This is a genomic window from Thiocapsa sp., assembly GCF_011390875.1.
Classification (GTDB): domain Bacteria; phylum Pseudomonadota; class Gammaproteobacteria; order Chromatiales; family Chromatiaceae; genus Thiocapsa.
The window spans coordinates 1-15,962 of record NZ_JAABRP010000119.1; the positions used below are offsets into that span (position 1 = coordinate 1).

Below are 15,962 nucleotides of genomic sequence, written 5' to 3' on the forward strand. Positions count from 1 at the left end.
ATCAGACTCACGGGCGTATCGACCGCCAGTGGCTCTTTCCAGTCGACCCGCGCGGCACGAAATGCGCCGGCGGTCGTATCCGGCCGGACTGGGGTCTTCTCGGCCAATGCGATTCCGGCCGGGATGCCCGAGCGCAGTGCCGCAACAAAGGCGACCGGCTCGTCCGGACGCCAACCGTGCTGTTTGAAATAGTTGGCGACGCTCCCTACGACGTCCGCGTTGCTGCCCCACAGGTCGCGCCGACCGTCCCCGTCGAAGTCGACCGCATAGTTGCGATAGCTCGACGCGATGAATTGGGGCTTGCCCATCGCCCCTGCATAGGAGCCGACGGCCCGGCTCGGATCCACCTGCTCCTCGCGGCTCAGCAGGAGAAACGCCTCGAGCTCGCGACGGAAGAAGTCGGCCCGCCGCGGATAGGAGAACCCGAGCGTGGTCAGCGCATCGATCACCCGATGCTTGCCCGTATTGGCACCGTAGTTGGTCTCGACCCCGATGATGGCGACGATGATCTGAGGAGCAACACCGTAGTCGGCCTCGGCACGCGCGAGCAAATCGGCATTGTCGCGCCAAAAGGCGACACCGCCGACGATCCGCTCGGGCGTGACGAACAGCCCTCGATAGTCGCGCCAAGGCTTGGCCTCGTAGGGCCGGTCCATGGCATCGACGATGGCCTGACTGTAGCGGGCATCCGCCAGCACGGCCTGCAGCTCGGCCGAATCGAACCCATGCCGCTCGACCATCTCGCGCGCGAAGATATCGGCCTCGGCCACGTAGTCGTTCGGCTCGGCGTGCAGCTGCGACGCGGCGAGCGCCACCCATCCGGCGAAGAGAAGTCGGTAGGCGATAGTCATGGGGCGTACCTCGTTGAATGTTCCGGAGCTCGGACCCGACGCGCGGGGCGTGCTTCAGGGGTCGTAGCGGCCATCACCCGACCGGTGAGCCCTCGGATGAACGCGAACGTCAATGCCGTCGAGCCCTTGCATGAAGCACGAAGCGCTCACTGCCGGATTTAAACCGCGTCCACGTTAAGGGCCGTTGATGCTCCAAACGTCGAGCTCACTCGAAAGTGAGCATCTCGCTCTGGACGCGGTTTAGGATTATCCGCGCGAGCGAATCCGATGGGTGTGAATCCCCATGATGATGCCGAATCCGGCCATCAGGGTCACCATCGAGGTCCCGCCGTAGCTGATCAGCGGCAGCGGAACCCCGACCACCGGCAGCAAGCCGGTGACCATGCCTGTGTTGACGAAGACATAGACGAAGAACACCAGGGTTAGAGCGCCGGCCAGCAAACGCCCGAAGCGATCCTGTGCCCGTGCCGCGATCACCAGGCCGCGCAGGATGATGAAAAGATAGAGGGCGAGCAGGGCCAGGATCCCGGTAAATCCGAACTCCTCGCCGATCACGGCGAAGATGAAGTCGGTGTTGCGCTCGGGTAGAAACTCCAGGTGTGACTGGGTGCCGTTCAGCCAGCCCTTCCCGTCGACCCCACCCGAACCGATCGCGATCTTGGACTGGATAATGTGATAACCCGACCCGAGCGGGTCGGACTCCGGATTCAGGAAGGTCAGCACGCGGTCGCGCTGATACTCATGCAGACCGATCCAAACGAGCGGGGTCACCGCGGCAACGACGGCTGCAAGCGAAAGGATCATGCCCCAACCCATGCCGGCCACGAAGAGCACCATGACGCCCGCACTGGCGACCAACAGCGAGGTTCCCAGATCCGGTTGCTTTGCGATCAGCACGACCGGGATCATGGTCGCCAGGGCCGCGAGCACCACCCACATGAGCTTCGGCGGCAAGGCGCGAGCACTGAGCATCCAGGCAAGCATCATGGGCACCGCAAGCTTCAGGATCTCCGAGGGCTGAAAGCGAACGACGCCGAAATCCAACCAGCGCTGCGCCCCCTTGCCGACATCCCCGACCAGGAGAACCGCAATCAGCATCGCCACGCCGACCCCATACAGCAGCGGAGACCAGCTGCGTAAACGCGCAGGGGAGACCTGTGCAACCGCGATCATCAGGCCAAATGCGACCCCGAGCCGAACCAACTGTCGCTCGACCGCGGCAGGATCCTGGTCGCTCGCGCTGAAGAGCACCATCAAACCGAAACCGCACAGGGCCAGCAGTGCCGCCAGCAACGGGGCATCCAGGTGGATCCGTTGCCAAAAACCCGGACGCCCCTGGTCCAGGACATCGTCCGAAAAATAGCTGCTCGACCTAGTCGCCACGCTCGCCCCCGGAATCATTCGGCACGCTCGGTACGCTCGCGCCGCCGAGGTAGGCGTCCATGATGCGACGCGCGACGGGTGCCGCGGTGGCGCCGCCCCCGCCGCCGTTCTCCACGATGACGGCAAGCGCGATACGCGGATCCTCGACCGGCGCGAAGGCGACGAACAGTGCGTGGTCTTTGAGATGCTTGGGGAGTGTCGCCGCGTTGTAGCGTTGGTTCTGACCAAGGCTGAAGACCTGCGAGGTCCCCGTCTTGCCGGCGATGCGGTACTCGGTGCTGCGGATGCGCCGGGCGGTGCCGGATTCGACGACCTTCGCCATCGCGTCAATGATCAGCTCCCATTGATGTTCGTCGGCGAGAGCGATGGTGTGAGAGACCATCGGCAATTGCTCGGCAGCGGCCGCACCGGGAGCCTGGGCTGCGCGCGCGACCTGCGGGCGTATCACCTTGCCGTGGTTGGCGACCGCCGCCGTGGCGACGGCCAATTGCAGCGGCGTCGCCAGAAAGGAGCCCTGCCCGATCCCTACGATCAGGGTCTCGCCGGGATACCAGGACTGTTTGCGGACCCGTTGCTTCCATTCACGCGTCGGCATCAGTCCGCCCAGCTCGCCGGCGACATCGATACCGGTTAAGGCGCCGAAGCCGAAGTCCGAGAGAAAGCCCGAGAGTCGGTCGATCCCCAGCCGGTTGGCCAGATCATAGAAATAGACGTCGCAAGACTGCACCAGCGCTTGCTCCAAGCTCAGGGCGCCATGACCGCCGCGACGCCAGCAGCGAAACCGATGGGAGTGTCCCGGCAGACTGAAGGCACCCGAGCAATAGGTTGCACGTCGCGAGGTCGTCACCCCGGCGGTAAGCCCTGCGAGGGCGACAAACTGCTTGATGGTGGAGCCCGGCGGATATTGTCCGCGGACCGCTCGGTTGAACAACGGCTTGTCCGGCGAGCTCAGCAGTGCCTGATAATCGGCCTGGCTGATCCCCTCCACGAAAAGATTGGGGTCGAAGCTCGGGTTGCTCACGAGGGCCAAGATGCCGCCGTTGCGCGGATCCAGGGCGACCACGGCACCACGCTCCTCGCCGAGCGCCTCCTTTGCAACCTGCTGCAGACCGATATCCAGGTACAGATGGAGATCCTTACCGGACACGGGCGGCTGACTCTCGAGTGTGCGGATCACCCGGCCGCGGGCGTTGACCTCCACCTGCTGGTAGCCGACCTGACCGTGCAACAGTGCCTCATGGGCCTTCTCCAGACCGCCCTTGCCGATGAAGTGGCTCCCGGCGTAGTTGCTCTTATCGATCCGGGCGAGCTCCTGCTCGTTGATCCGACCGACATAGCCGAGCACATGCGCGGTGTCCTCGCCGAGCGGATAAGTGCGCACCAGTTCCGCACGAATGTCGACACCGGCGAAACGATGCCCGTCGACCGCGAATCGCGCAACCTCCGTCGGCGTGAGATTCAGCCGGATCGGCACGCCCTGAAACCGCATCCGCTGTTGCTTTTGCCGCTCGAAACGGGCGCGATCCCGGGGCTCGATCAGGATGACTCGGGACAGCTCCTCGATGGTGGCATCCAGATCGTCCACCTTCTCGATCGTGATCTCCAGCGAGAAGGACGGGTGGTTGTCCGCAAGCAGCACGCCATTGGCGTCGTAGACGAGTCCGCGTGCCGGCGGCAAGGGCTGGACCTTGACCCGGTTGTCGCGGGACAGCACCGAGAAATGGTCATGTTGATCGACCTGGAGATGCGTCAGGCGCACTACGACGAGCGAGAGCGCAACGATCACCAGCGTTGCGGCGATCCATGTTCGGCTCGCGACCAAGCGGGCCTCGCGCTTACGGTCTTCCAGGTTCGCTTCGAGCATTAAACCGCGCTCGGTGATGCAGCACCAAACGTCGGGAGGTGCCCCGTGGCTTTGCGGCCTCGGTGAACCTTGGAGTCGGCGCGGTTTAAGTCAAAAAGATTCAAAATTTTAGACCGCGTTAAACCGCGTCCGGAGCGAGATGCGTCGTTTTCATTTTGCGTTTGGCTTCGGAGATGTCATCGACCCCGGTGAGACGCGGTTTGGCTGAAACGGGCGTTGGTGCGACGACGCTATGACCGAGACGAGGTGGGTGCATGCCATGCTGAACGCGGTCTAGTCTAGACCAAACCTGCGCGGCGACCGAGGTCGTTGAGGATCACGAAGAGCCAGGGCCAGAGCAGAAGACCGAACAGGGTGGGCACCCAGTAGATCAGGAAGGGCATCGGCTGCCCCGTCGCCGCCAGGACCCACAGATTGAGCAGCCGCTCGACCAACAGCAAAACCCACACGAAAAGCGCCTGCTGCCATAGAGGGAACAACCGGATTCGTTGGTGAAGCTCGACCGCCGCATAGGCGATGAGCGAGAGCCCCAGGGCGTGCTGTCCGAATAACGAGCCGCTGACCACATCCACCGCCAGACCCACGCCGAAGGCTGCGAAAACCCCGAAACGCTCCGGTATGGCCAGACACCAGAACAGGGTGACGAGCGCCACCCACTGCGGCCGGAAAGCATCCGCCGCGGCCGGCATCGGCAAGATCGTGAGGAAGAGGGCGATCAGCAGACTGACGAAGATCAGCCAGCCGCCTCGCGGTGCTGCGTCCGTCATGGCGTGGTGCCTTGGTTCGGCTCTGCGCCGGTCAGCGCCTCCTGTTGCATGTGCGGATCAAGGGTCCAGACCAAAAGGACTTCGCGGCTGCGGTCGAGCCGCGCGGTCGGCTCGGCCAACACGGTCGTGAAGGGATTGTCGGGATCCTGGCGCACCGTGGTCACCCGTGCAACCGGATAACCCGGGGGGAAACGCTCGCCCATTCCGGAGGTCACCAGCAGATCGCCCTCGCGGATGTCCGCGTTCTTGGGGATGAAGAGCAGATCGAGCCCCTGCCCGACGCCGGAACCCGCGGCGATCGCGCGCAGACCGTTGCGGTTGACCTCGACCGGAAGCGAATGATCCGAGTCGGTGATCAGAAGCACGACGGACGAGAAGGGGTTGGTGCGGATCACCTGTCCCATCACGGCATTGGCATCCAACACCGGTTGCCCCACGAAGACGCCCGAGCTCGTGCCCTTGTTCACGATCACCTGCTGACGCGAAGGCGTGAGATCCACGGCCAGAATCTCCGCGATCAGGACCCGCTCGCCGATGTTGAACGAGGAGCCGAGCAGGTCGCGCAGGCGCATGTTCTCGGCTTCCAACGACTCGAACTGCTGCAGACGGGCCTTCAACAGCAGGTTCTCGCGACTGAGTGCCGTGTTCGTCGAGCGCAACTGCGCCGCGTCCGTGAGACGCTCACGGGTGGCGCGCACGAGTGCGGCCGGCACGTTCACGGCCAAATGCAACGGGTAGGCCAAGACGGACAGCAGCGAGCGCACGCGCTCGAGGTGGTCGAACCGATGGTCGGCGATGATGAGGCCCAGCGCGAACACGACCGCCAGGATCACCCGGAGGGTCGGCGACGGCCCGCGAAGGAAGAGCGGTTTGATGGGATCACTCGGTCGTAAAGAGGTCGATCCCCCGTGCGTCGAGCATCTCCAGCGCCTTGCCGCCGCCACGCGCCACGCAGGTCAACGGGTCTTCGGCCACGACCACCGGCAGACCCGTTTCTTCCTCGACCAGACGATCGAAATCCCGCAACAAGGATCCGCCTCCGGTCAGCACGATGCCGCGCTCGGCGACGTCCGACCCAAGCTCGGGCGGCGTCTGCTCCAAGGCCATCTTCACGGAGCCGACGATCGCCGCAAGCGGCTCCTGCAGCGCTTCCAGGATCTCGTTGCTGTTGAGTGTGAAGCTGCGCGGAATGCCCTCGGCGAGGTTGCGCCCGCGCACCTCGATCTCCAGCACCTCGTTGCCCGGAAAGGCCGAGCCGATGCTGTGTTTGATCCGCTCGGCCGTGGCCTCGCCGATGAGGGTACCGTAGTTGCGCCTGACGTAGTTGATGATGGCGTCGTCGAAGGTGTCGCCGCCGACCCGGATCGATGCCGAATAGACGATACCGTTGAGCGAGATGATCGCCACCTCGGAGGTACCGCCGCCGATATCGATCACCATGCAGCCGCGCGGCTCGTGGACCGCGAGCCCGGCACCGATCGCCGCCGACATGGGCTCCTCGATCAAAAACACCTCGCGGGCCCCGGCGCCGGCCGCCGACTCTTTGATGGCGCGACGCTCCACCTGGGTCGAGCCGCAGGGTACGCAGATGAGCACGCGCGGGCTGGGGCGAATCAGGCGTGACGCGTGCACCTTGTGGATAAAGTACTGGAGCATCTTCTCGGTGATGGTGAAATCGGCGATCACACCGTCCTTGAGCGGGCGAATCGCCGTGATGCTCTGCGGCGTGCGCCCGAGCATCATTTTGGCTTCCTCGCCGACGGCGACCACCGTCTTGCCCCCGCCTTTGCGCTCGTGGCGGATCGCGACCACCGACGGCTCGTTGAGTACGATCCCTTGGTCACGCGCAAAGATGAGCGTATTGGCCGTACCCAAATCGATCGAAAGATCGTTCGAGAAGATTCCACGAAGACTTCTGAAGAACATCAGGTGCATACCTTGCGGGAGAAGGAGGAGATCGCCGGCTCTCCCGCGGGCATCCTGGACGAGGATCCGTCGGGAAATCCATCGGAAAACGGCGAGCTAATCTAACAACGCAAGGGAGGATCGGCAAGGCGGTTGATCGCGCACGCGAGCCCCCGCAACCTCGCCGAGTGAGGGGACGGGGCGACGAGATCCGTACAACGAGACGGGGACAACGCGATCGGCGGCCGGCCCCGTGCAGGGTGCCGGCGCTCGCCGCTAACTTTTGGGCGGGACGTAACCCTCTGGCATCTCGGCGCCTTCGCCGAAGAAATACTTCTCCATCTGCTCTTCGAGAAACTTGCGCGATTTGGGATCCATCGGGCTCAAGCGATTCTCGTTGATCAGCATGGTCTGGTGGCGAAGCCAGTCTTGCCATGCCTGCTTGGATACGTTGGCGTGGATGCGCTTGCCGAGTTCGCCCGGATAGGGCGCCCGATCCAACCCCTCGGCCTCGCGGCCGAGCTTGACGCAGTGAACCATGTGAGTCATGAGACGTCTCCGTGTGGTGACGGACGAACGGGCGGTTGCGCTCGGCCGGCTTGAAAGTGGTCCAGGATGCTCTTCACAGGCGCGGGCATGCCGAGAGCGGCGAGATCGCGCGGATTCAGCCAGCGCCGATCCACGTCGTCGGCAACGCGAGCCGGTACTGAGTCGAGCTCTACGCGCGCGATTCGAATATCCAGACTGAAGTGGCTGAAGGTGTGACGGCGTGCCCCGATCATTTCAACCCGCGCGGGCAGGATGCCGAGCCGGGCGAGACACCAGTCGCGCGGATCGGCGCCCGGCAAGATCTCGGGCAGACTCCAGAGTCCGCCCCAGATCCCGCTCTTGGGCCGGCGCTCCAGCAGGATGTCGCCGGACGGATCGACGAGGAGCAGCATCAAGGTCCCGCGCTCCGGCGGGCTGCGGCGCGGGCGGGGTGTCGGGAGCTCGCCCTGACGGCCCGAGCGGCGTGCCATACACCGCTCCGAGACCGGACAGCGCTCGCAGGCCGGGACACGACGGGTGCAGAGCGTGGCACCCAAATCCATCATGCCCTGGTTGAACGCGCCGACCCGGCTCAGCGGCGTGAGCTGTTCGGCCAGCATCCAGAGCCGCTCGAGGACAGGGCCTTGGCCAGGCCAACCCTCGACGCCGAAGGCACGTGCCAGCACCCGCTTCACGTTGCCGTCGAGGATCGGATGGCGTTGGTCCAAGGCGAGGGAGAGCACCGCACCGGCCGTAGAGCGGCCGATGCCGGGGAGTGCCAACAAGGGTTCGATCGCAGCGGGGAAGACCCCGCCGTGCAGATCCCGAATCAGACCGGCGGCGCGATGGAGATTGCGGGCACGTGCGTAGTAGCCGAGCCCGGACCAGAGGGCCATCAGGCGATCCTCCGACGCATCGGCAAGATCCAGCACCGTCGGGAACTGCGCGACGAAACGCTCGAAATAGGGAATCACGACCGCGACCTGGGTCTGCTGGAGCATGATCTCCGAGACCCAGACCCGATAAGGCGTCGGGTCGCGCTGCCAGGGCAGATCCTTGCGTCCGTGCCGATCGAACCAGCCGAGCACGGCCTCGCTGAACCACTCCGAGGGGCCTGCACTCATGGACTCGCCCCGTCCTCGGTACGCGAAGCCGGACGTACAGCCTTCACGATTCGGTCTCGGCGCGCGGCTGCCCGCAGTTCCAGCAGAGGTCGAAATCACCGTCCACCGACTCTCCGCAACCGCTGCAAAGCCAGGTCGCGGCATTGCTCGGACGCCCCGCATCGGCCTGAAACCGACCGAGAAGCTCCCGACCACGTTTCAGGTCGTCATCTTCTACGACCCAGAGCGTGGGACCGATGTCGGCAGGCAGACCGCCCGCGGCACCCGAGAGATAGTCGCCCAGGATGACGGCCTCGACGAGATGCCGATCCAAAAAGTCCAGCAGGAGTTGGGCCTCGATGCGATCCCGAGCCTGATAGAGACGTCGCATGTGGCTACGGGAACAGCACGATCGCCACGGCGGCGGAGTGCGGAGCGGGGGAAGATGGAGCGGGTGATGGGAATCGAACCCACGCTATCAGCTTGGGAAGCTGAAGTTCTACCATTGAACTACACCCGCATTGAGTGGTTAGTGTAGGCGCTGCCCGCCGCGCAATCAAGATCGCGACCGGATTCGCCCCCGGTTAAACCGCGCCCAGCGCAGTATGGGCTGTTTTTGAATGGGATCGGTCCCGGCAGATCAGAGGGCCGCTGGAGACCGCACGGTTTAGATCAGGCATCCATCCCGTACATCTCCTCGATCTCATCGTGATAGCGCGTGACGACCATGGCGCGCTTCACCTTCATGGTCGGCGTCAGCAGTCCATTATCGATAGACCAGGGCTCAAGCGTCAGGGTCGCACGTCGGATCTTGGCATAGCCCGGAAAATCATGCAGTGCCGAGCGGATGCGCTTGAGAATGAGCTTATTGAGCTGAGGATCTCGCAGGCTTTCGGGCCGCTCCGGATCCAGACCATGCTCGCGCGCCAGTCCGGGCCAGAGGTCCGCGTTCAATACCAGCAACGCTGTGAGATAGGAGTGCCCCTCGCCGAGTACAACCACCTGCTCGAACAAAGGGTCCATCGCGATCGCCATCTCCAGGTCGGCGGGCGGGACCTTCTCGCCGTTGGACAGGACCAGAATGTCCTTGAGACGTCCGGTGATGTAGATGTGTCCGTGCTCCAGACGCACCTGATCGCCGGTGTGCAGCCAACCGTCCTGCGTCAACACCCGAGCGGTGGCCGCATGGTTGTTCCAGTAGCCGAGCATCACGTTCTCGCCCTTCACGAGCAGCTCGTCCTCTGCCCCGATGCGCAACTGGAGCCCGCGCAGCGGCACGCCGACGCTTTCCGGGATATTGTCCTTGAGCGGATTGAAGCTGATGACCGGGCTCGTCTCGGTCAAGCCGTAGCCCTGCAAGAGGGGCAGGCCCAGACCGATGAAGGTGTGCGCGACGGGTGCCGGCAGCGGCGCACCGCCGCTCACGGCGACACGCAGCGCCCCGCCGAGCTTGGCGAGGACTTGACCGGCAACCTTGCGGCGCAGCAACGGCCAAAGCAGTAGTAAAGGGTGCCAGCCGCCGCGTCCCTGCTCACGCAGGAAGGACCGCCACCCCGCGGCGACGGCGAGCCGGAACAGCCAGCGTGCGGGCGCCGGGCGTGCGTTCAATTGGTCATGGATGCGCTGGTGGACCCGCTCGAAGACCCGCGGGACGGCGATGATGACGGTGGGGCGAATGGCCTGCATATCGTCTGCGAGCTGCGCGACCGAGCGCGCAAAGGCGACCGTCGCCCCGGCCATCATCGGCAGGTAATAGCCGCCCGTGCGTTCGAGCATATGGGACAGCGGCAGAAAGGAGAGAAACCGATCCTCTTGGTAACAGTCGATGACGGTCAGAGCACCGTGGGCGTTGCCCATGATGTTGCGGTGGCTGAGCATGACGCCCTTCGGACGCCCGGTGGTCCCGGAGGTGTAGACGATCGTCGCCAAGGCATCCGGATCGCCGGCACGTTGGCCGGGGTCCGGTGCGGTCTCCGGCAGCCAATCCTCGGCGATCACCACCCGCGGATCCGCCTCCGCCAGCTCTCGCGCTGCGGGGCTCGACTCCAAGATCACGACGCGTGCCGGAAAGGGCGCATCGCCGAGAACCTCGGCCAACCGCTTCCAACGTCCGGCGTCGTGGATCAACAGCAGCTTGACCGCCGCATCCTGCAGGATATAGGCCGCGTTCTCCGCCCGGTCGTCCGTGTAGAGCGGCACCGTAACCAGTCCGAGCGACAGCGCCGCTTGGTCGAACACGACCCAATCCGGGCAGTTACGCAGCAGGATCGCGACCCGGTCCCCTCTTGCGAGCGCCTCGCCCGCGAGCGCCCGATGCCAGCGCGCCACCCGTGCGCCGGTCTCCTCCCAAGTCAGCTCGGTCCATCCACCGCCGCGCTCGAAATGGCGGTAGGCGACCCGCGTCGGCGAGCGCCTGACGCGTTGAACAAAGAGCCCATCCAGGGTCTTGGCACGGTCGATCGGGATCAGGTCCTCGGACCATCGGCTCACGGGGCTATCCTCTTGGTCTCGCCGACCCACGCAGAGAGGCGGCGTCGTGTTTCTCCGGCGCGGGCCCGCGATCGGGGCGACGCTGCTCATGCCCGGGCATGCGAGCATGAACGGGTTTCCGGTGTTCGCTCTTTCGCTCTATTGTCACTGTGCAGGGCCTTGCGTACCAGCATCGGCGGGAGGTCGAGATGCGCGGCGGGACTGAACGGCAAGGCACACGGGGCGACACCCGAAAAACCTCCGGCAAACGCCAAGCGTCTGCTACCCTCCGGACGGGCCGAGACAGCGCATTCAAGTCCCCGACCCCGATCAGTCAACGCCCGGGTACAGGCCTGCCAGCTCATCAACCACCTTGTTTTGCCAATAGATTCTGTTAATATAAGAAAAATCTAATATTTTAGAGGACCGCCACCATGCCCCTCATCCCCTTGATCATACCGGCACTCGCGGGCCTGATGGCGCTTGCCGCGCTGAATCTTCAAGCCGCCGAGACCCTCGCGCTCGACACCGCACCGGCCGAGTACCAAACCCTGCCGCGCGAATATCGACTGGACGGTGTCGTCGAGGCCATCAATCGAACCACCGTCTCGGCACAGACCTCGGGCCAGGTCCAAGAGATCCTGTTCGATGTCGAGGATTTCGTCGAGAAGGACGTCATTGTCGCGCGGCTGAAGGATACCGAGCATCGCGCTCGGGTGGCTCAAGCCGCCGCCGATTTGAGGTCCGCCTCGGCGCGATTGGAGCAGACGCAGGAGGAGTACACGCGCGTTACCGGTCTGTTCGAGAAAAAGAATGTCTCCGAGTCCGCCATGGACCAGGCGAAGGCGGATCTTGCCGCGGCCGAGGCGGAGCTGGAATCCGCCACCGCGCGGCTCGAGCAGGCGCAGGAGCAGTTGGAATACACCCAGATCCGCGCTCCTTACTCGGGTATCGTCACTCATCGCCATATCGAGATCGGCGAGACGGCGAGCCCCGGCCAGCAGGTCATGAGCGGGATCTCGCTCGATCAGCTGCGTGTGATCGTCGACGTCCCCCAAAGCGTCATCCCCTCGGTGCGCGAGGGCGGGACCGCTCGCATTTATCTGGGTCCCGAGGAGATCATCGAATCGAATCAGCTCACCATCTTCCCGTTCGCGGACATGGGCTCCAACACCTTCACCGTGCGGCTCGATCTGCCGGAAGGAACCAAAGGGCTCTTTCCCGGTATGTTCGTGAAGACCGCCTTCGAGATCGGCGCCAAGCGGGAGCTGACAATCCCGTTCGAGGCCGTCGTGCAGCGCTCCGAGGTGACCGCCGTGTATGTGGTCGACGACGACGGGCGAGTCGGCTTTCGCCAGATTCGGCTCGGACGTGCCGTCGATGGCGGCGTCGTCGTACTCGCCGGGCTCGGCGAAGGCGAGCGGGTCGCGCTTGATCCGATCGCCGCGGGCGTCGCCTTGAAGTCGCAGTCGAGCGCCGGCGCCGAGGCGGGACAAGATCATGGCTGAGCAGCTCGGCATCTCGGGCAGCATCGCCCGGCGTTTTCAGAACACCGAGATCACGCCGCTTCTGGCCATCGTCGGCCTGCTGCTCGGCTTGTTCGCGATCCTCGTGACGCCGCGCGAGGAAGAGCCGCAGATCAACGTCACCTTCGCGGACATCTTCATCCCCTTCCCGGGCGCCTCGGCGAGCGAGGTGGAGCACCTGGTTGCCGGACCGGCCGAGCAGGTCTTCTCCGAGATCAAGGGGATCGAGCACGTCTTCTCGGTCTCACGGCCCGGCATGGCGGTGGTGACCGTCCAGTACAAGGTCGGCGAAGACAATACCGACGCCGTGGTGCGGCTCTTCAGCAAGGTGTTGGCCAATCAGGATTGGCTCCCGCCGAACCTGGGTGTCGGTACCCCGATCGTCAAACCAAAAGGGATCGACGATGTCCCCATCATCACGGCCACACTCTGGTCCCAAGACTCCACCGTGGGGGCCTTCGAGCTGGGGCAGGTCGCCCATGCGCTCGAGCAGGAGATCAAGCGTGTCCCCGGCACGCGCGACGTCTACACGGTCGGCGCGCCATCCCAGGTCGTGCGGGTGCTGCTGGACCCGCAGGCTCTTGCCGGCTACCAAATCGACCTGAGTGACCTGCGCCGCTCCCTGCAGGCGGGCAATGTCATCAAAGACAATCTCATGGTGACCGCCGACAACGAGGAGATCCTCGTGCAGGCCGGCACCTTCCTGACCTGCCCGGAAGAGCTCCATCAGCTGGTCGTCGGCCTGCACGGCGGGCGACCGGTCTATCTCAGCGACGTGGCGACCCTGGAGCGCGGCCCCGAGCAACCGGAGGCTTACGTGCGGATGGGCACCGGCGCGGGCGCGGTTCATACGGATCTCGACCTATCCGGCAGCACCCCGGCCGTCACCATCGCAGTGGCCAAGCAGGAGGGTGTGAATGCCGTCGCGGTCGCCGAGCAGGTCATCGAGCGTTTCGCGCAGCTCGAAGGCACCTTCATCCCGGACAACGTCCAGGTCACGGTCACCCGCAACTACGGCGCCACGGCCGACTACAAGGCGCAGAAGCTGATCACCAAGCTGGTCTTCGCGACCGCCTCGGTGGTGGTGCTGGTCTGGCTTGCGATCGGCTGGCGCGAGGCCATCATCGTCGGCGCGGCCGTCGTCGTGACCCTGGCCCTGACGCTCTTCGCCTCTTGGGCATGGGGCTTTACGCTCAACCGGGTCTCGCTGTTCGCGCTCATCTTCTCCATCGGCATCCTGGTCGACGACGCCATCGTGGTGGTGGAGAACATCCACCGACACATGGCGATGAGCAAGGCCAAGCTGCTCGACCTCATGCCCAAGGCGGTCGACGAGGTCGGCGGACCGACCATCCTCGCGACCTTCACCGTCATCGCCGCGCTGCTGCCGATGGCCTTCGTCAGCGGCCTGATGGGGCCCTACATGAGCCCCATCCCCATCAATGCATCGATGGGGATGCTGATCTCGCTCGTCGTCGCCTTCGTCTTCACGCCCTGGATGGCGAACGCCATGCTCGGCAAGCGCCACGCCGCGGGCGCCGGACATGCGCAGCACGGCGACGATCCGGATGCGGCCCATGCGGGCGGGCGTCTCGACCGCCTGTTCCACACCGTCATCGGGCCGTTCCTGGTCGGGCGCAAAGGGGTTCTCAACCGCTGGCTGCTGCTGGCCGGGATCCTGATTCTGATCGCGGGATCGATCTCGCTGGTCACCAGCCGGGTCGTGATCCTCAAGATGCTGCCCTTCGACAACAAGAGCGAGTTCCAGGTCGTGCTCGACATGCCCGAAGGGACCAGCCTCGAGCAAACGGCGCGGGTGCTCGGCGAGATGGGCGATTTTCTGGCCACCGTCGACGAGGTCACCGACTTCCAGATCTATGCCGGCACTGCCGCGCCCATCAACTTCAATGGCTTGGTGCGCCAGTACTATCTGCGCGAGGGCGCGCACCTGGGCGATATTCAGGTCAATCTGGTCGACAGCCATCACCGCGACCTGCAGAGCCACGCGATCGCCGCCGGCATGCGCGCACCGCTGCAGGAGATCGCCTTGCGCCACGGAGGCAACGCCAAGATCGTCGAGATCCCGCCCGGCCCGCCGGTGCTCTCGCCACTGGTCGCGGAGATCTACGGGCTGGACTACGACGGACAGATTCGCGTCGCCCGCGAGGTCCGCGGGATCTTCGAGTCCACGACGGACATCGTCGATGTCGACGACTCGGTCGAATATCCGTCGCGCAAGCTGGTCGTGGTCGTGGATCGCACCAAGGCATCGCGCCTGGGCGTGCCCCAAAGTACGGTCGCCCAAGCACTGTCCACGCTCATCGACGGCGAGGACATGAGCTATCAGCACTGCCAGAACGTCAAATACGCGGTGCCGATCCGCGTCGAGCTCAGCGAGGCGGACAAGGCCGATCTGGATCAGGTGCTGGCGTTGCGGGTGCTCTCGATGTCGGGTGCACTGGTGCCGCTCTCCGAGATCGTCGAGGTTCAGGAGACCCAGCGTGCGCACAGCATCTATCACAAGGACCTGATGCCCGTGGTCTATGTCACCGCCGATATGGCCGGCGAGACCGACAGCCCGCTCTACGGGATGTTCGAGATCTCGGATCGGCTCGCGCAGGAGCAGGGCTTGGAGCAGTGGTTCATCCAGCAACCCGCCAACCCATACGAGTTCAGCCTTAAGTGGGACGGCGAGTGGCAGGTGACTTACGAGACCTTCCGCGACATGGGCATCGCCTACGGGGTCGGACTGATCCTGATCTATCTGCTGGTGGTCGCCCAGTTCCGCAGCTATCTGGTGCCTCTTGTGATCATGGCGCCGATCCCGCTGACGATCATCGGCATCATGCCCGGCCATGCGCTCTTGGGTGCGCAGTTCACCGCGACCTCCATGATCGGCATGATCGCGCTCGCCGGCATCATCGTGCGCAACTCGATCCTGTTGGTCGACTTCATCAACCAGCAGGTGCGCGAGGGGAAAGGGTTCGAGGAGGCCGTCATCAACTCGGCCGTGGTGCGCGCCAAGCCGATCGCGCTGACCGCGGCGGCGGCCATGGCAGGGGCGCTCTTCATCCTGGACGACCCCATCTTCTCGGGGCTCGCGGTGTCTCTGCTGTTCGGTCTGTTCGTCTCGACCGTCTTGACCCTGGTCGTCATCCCGGTGGTCTATTACGGCGTGATGCGCACGCGCGTGGAGTGGATCCGTACCGCGACGGGCTGATCCTAAACCGCGTCCGGATCGAGATGCTGACTTTCGGGTGAGTTCGGCGTTTGGTGCATCTACGGCCCTTAGCGGGGACGCGGTTTAAAATGATATACTTTTTAATATCTTAAACCGCGCCGCCTCCAGCGGTCGTCTAATCTGCCTGGGCCGATCCCATCCGAAAACATCGCATGCCTCGCTGGGCGCGGTTTAATCGAAGACCGGGCGAGATCCGGAGCGTCCTGCCATGGATCCCGATCGATTCGATATGACCGCTCAATCCCCCCGAAGCAGGATAACGGCCGCACCGTCGGCCCGCTCGATCCGCAAGGTCAGCTCCAGATAGCCATTCACCCCGAAGGGC

At 64.5% G+C, this 15,962-nt stretch carries 12 protein-coding genes and 1 tRNA gene; 2 read left to right on the plus strand and 11 right to left on the minus strand.

Translation table 11 applies throughout. The features are described 5' to 3' along the window. The 11 genes from mltB to GPT33_RS11125 all read right to left on the minus strand — a co-directional run. A partial coding sequence (gene mltB, locus GPT33_RS11075; protein WP_296808710.1) for a lytic murein transglycosylase B occupies positions 1 to 851 on the minus strand: 851 nt, incomplete at its 3' end. A 246-nt stretch (positions 852 to 1,097) separates the two neighbouring features. Further along, on the minus strand, positions 1,098 to 2,234 hold the full coding sequence (rodA, locus tag GPT33_RS11080; RefSeq protein ID WP_296808712.1) for a rod shape-determining protein RodA: 1,137 nt from the start codon (positions 2,232 to 2,234) through the stop codon (positions 1,098 to 1,100). After that, positions 2,224 to 4,098: a penicillin-binding protein 2 gene (gene mrdA / locus GPT33_RS11085; RefSeq protein WP_296808715.1), complete on the minus strand. Its 1,875-nt coding sequence runs from the start codon at positions 4,096 to 4,098 to the stop codon at positions 2,224 to 2,226. Before mrdA ends, rodA begins: the two co-directional genes overlap by 11 nt. A gap of 278 nt (positions 4,099 to 4,376) precedes the next feature. Next, the gene (gene mreD, locus GPT33_RS11090; RefSeq protein ID WP_296808717.1) at positions 4,377 to 4,865 is read right to left on the minus strand and encodes a rod shape-determining protein MreD; all 489 of its coding nucleotides are present in this window, start codon (positions 4,863 to 4,865) and stop codon (positions 4,377 to 4,379) included. After that, on the minus strand, positions 4,862 to 5,809 hold the full coding sequence (gene mreC / locus GPT33_RS11095; RefSeq protein WP_296808720.1) for a rod shape-determining protein MreC: 948 nt from the start codon (positions 5,807 to 5,809) through the stop codon (positions 4,862 to 4,864). Before mreC ends, mreD begins: the two co-directional genes overlap by 4 nt. Then, on the minus strand, positions 5,745 to 6,791 hold the full coding sequence (locus GPT33_RS11100; RefSeq protein WP_296808722.1) for a rod shape-determining protein: 1,047 nt from the start codon (positions 6,789 to 6,791) through the stop codon (positions 5,745 to 5,747). Before GPT33_RS11100 ends, mreC begins: the two co-directional genes overlap by 65 nt. Positions 6,792 to 7,046: 255 nt before the next feature. Then, positions 7,047 to 7,319: an oxidative damage protection protein gene (locus GPT33_RS11105; RefSeq protein WP_296808726.1), complete on the minus strand. Its 273-nt coding sequence runs from the start codon at positions 7,317 to 7,319 to the stop codon at positions 7,047 to 7,049. After that, the gene (gene mutY / locus GPT33_RS11110) at positions 7,316 to 8,422 is read right to left on the minus strand and encodes an A/G-specific adenine glycosylase (RefSeq protein WP_296808729.1); all 1,107 of its coding nucleotides are present in this window, start codon (positions 8,420 to 8,422) and stop codon (positions 7,316 to 7,318) included. The genes GPT33_RS11105 and mutY overlap by 4 nt, the downstream gene beginning before the upstream one ends. A gap of 43 nt (positions 8,423 to 8,465) precedes the next feature. After that, positions 8,466 to 8,792: a DUF2007 domain-containing protein gene (locus tag GPT33_RS11115; RefSeq protein ID WP_296808732.1), complete on the minus strand. Its 327-nt coding sequence runs from the start codon at positions 8,790 to 8,792 to the stop codon at positions 8,466 to 8,468. A 55-nt stretch (positions 8,793 to 8,847) separates the two neighbouring features. Continuing rightward, positions 8,848 to 8,921: transfer RNA gene (locus GPT33_RS11120), tRNA-Gly, on the minus strand. A gap of 152 nt (positions 8,922 to 9,073) precedes the next feature. Beyond that, the gene (locus GPT33_RS11125) at positions 9,074 to 10,891 is read right to left on the minus strand and encodes a long-chain fatty acid--CoA ligase (RefSeq protein WP_296808735.1); all 1,818 of its coding nucleotides are present in this window, start codon (positions 10,889 to 10,891) and stop codon (positions 9,074 to 9,076) included. A gap of 413 nt (positions 10,892 to 11,304) precedes the next feature. Here GPT33_RS11125 and GPT33_RS11130 point away from each other — a divergent pair, with 413 nt between their 5' ends. Both GPT33_RS11130 and GPT33_RS11135 read left to right on the plus strand, forming a co-directional pair. Beyond that, positions 11,305 to 12,378 (plus strand): efflux RND transporter periplasmic adaptor subunit, encoded by a 1,074-nt coding sequence (locus GPT33_RS11130; RefSeq protein ID WP_296808738.1) that lies wholly within the window; start codon positions 11,305 to 11,307, stop codon positions 12,376 to 12,378. Beyond that, positions 12,371 to 15,616, plus strand: a complete 3,246-nt coding sequence (locus tag GPT33_RS11135) for an efflux RND transporter permease subunit (protein ID WP_296808741.1) — start codon at positions 12,371 to 12,373, stop codon at positions 15,614 to 15,616. The genes GPT33_RS11130 and GPT33_RS11135 overlap by 8 nt, the downstream gene beginning before the upstream one ends. Positions 15,617 to 15,962 lie beyond the last annotated feature (346 nt).

What these genes read in the sequence shown, in the direction of transcription:
- mrdA (WP_296808715.1), bottom strand. Translation starts at nt 4,098, where the DNA reads ATGCTCGAAGCGAACCTGGAAGACCGTAAGCGCGAGGCCCGCTTGGTC.
- mreD (WP_296808717.1), bottom strand. Translation starts at nt 4,865, where the DNA reads ATGACGGACGCAGCACCGCGAGGCGGCTGGCTGATCTTCGTCAGTCTG.
- GPT33_RS11100 (WP_296808722.1), bottom strand. Translation starts at nt 6,791, where the DNA reads ATGTTCTTCAGAAGTCTTCGTGGAATCTTCTCGAACGATCTTTCGATC.
- GPT33_RS11105 (WP_296808726.1), bottom strand. Translation starts at nt 7,319, where the DNA reads ATGACTCACATGGTTCACTGCGTCAAGCTCGGCCGCGAGGCCGAGGGG.
- mutY (WP_296808729.1), bottom strand. Translation starts at nt 8,422, where the DNA reads ATGAGTGCAGGCCCCTCGGAGTGGTTCAGCGAGGCCGTGCTCGGCTGG.
- GPT33_RS11115 (WP_296808732.1), bottom strand. Translation starts at nt 8,792, where the DNA reads ATGCGACGTCTCTATCAGGCTCGGGATCGCATCGAGGCCCAACTCCTG.
- GPT33_RS11130 (WP_296808738.1), top strand. Translation starts at nt 11,305, where the DNA reads ATGCCCCTCATCCCCTTGATCATACCGGCACTCGCGGGCCTGATGGCG.
- GPT33_RS11135 (WP_296808741.1), top strand. Translation starts at nt 12,371, where the DNA reads ATGGCTGAGCAGCTCGGCATCTCGGGCAGCATCGCCCGGCGTTTTCAG.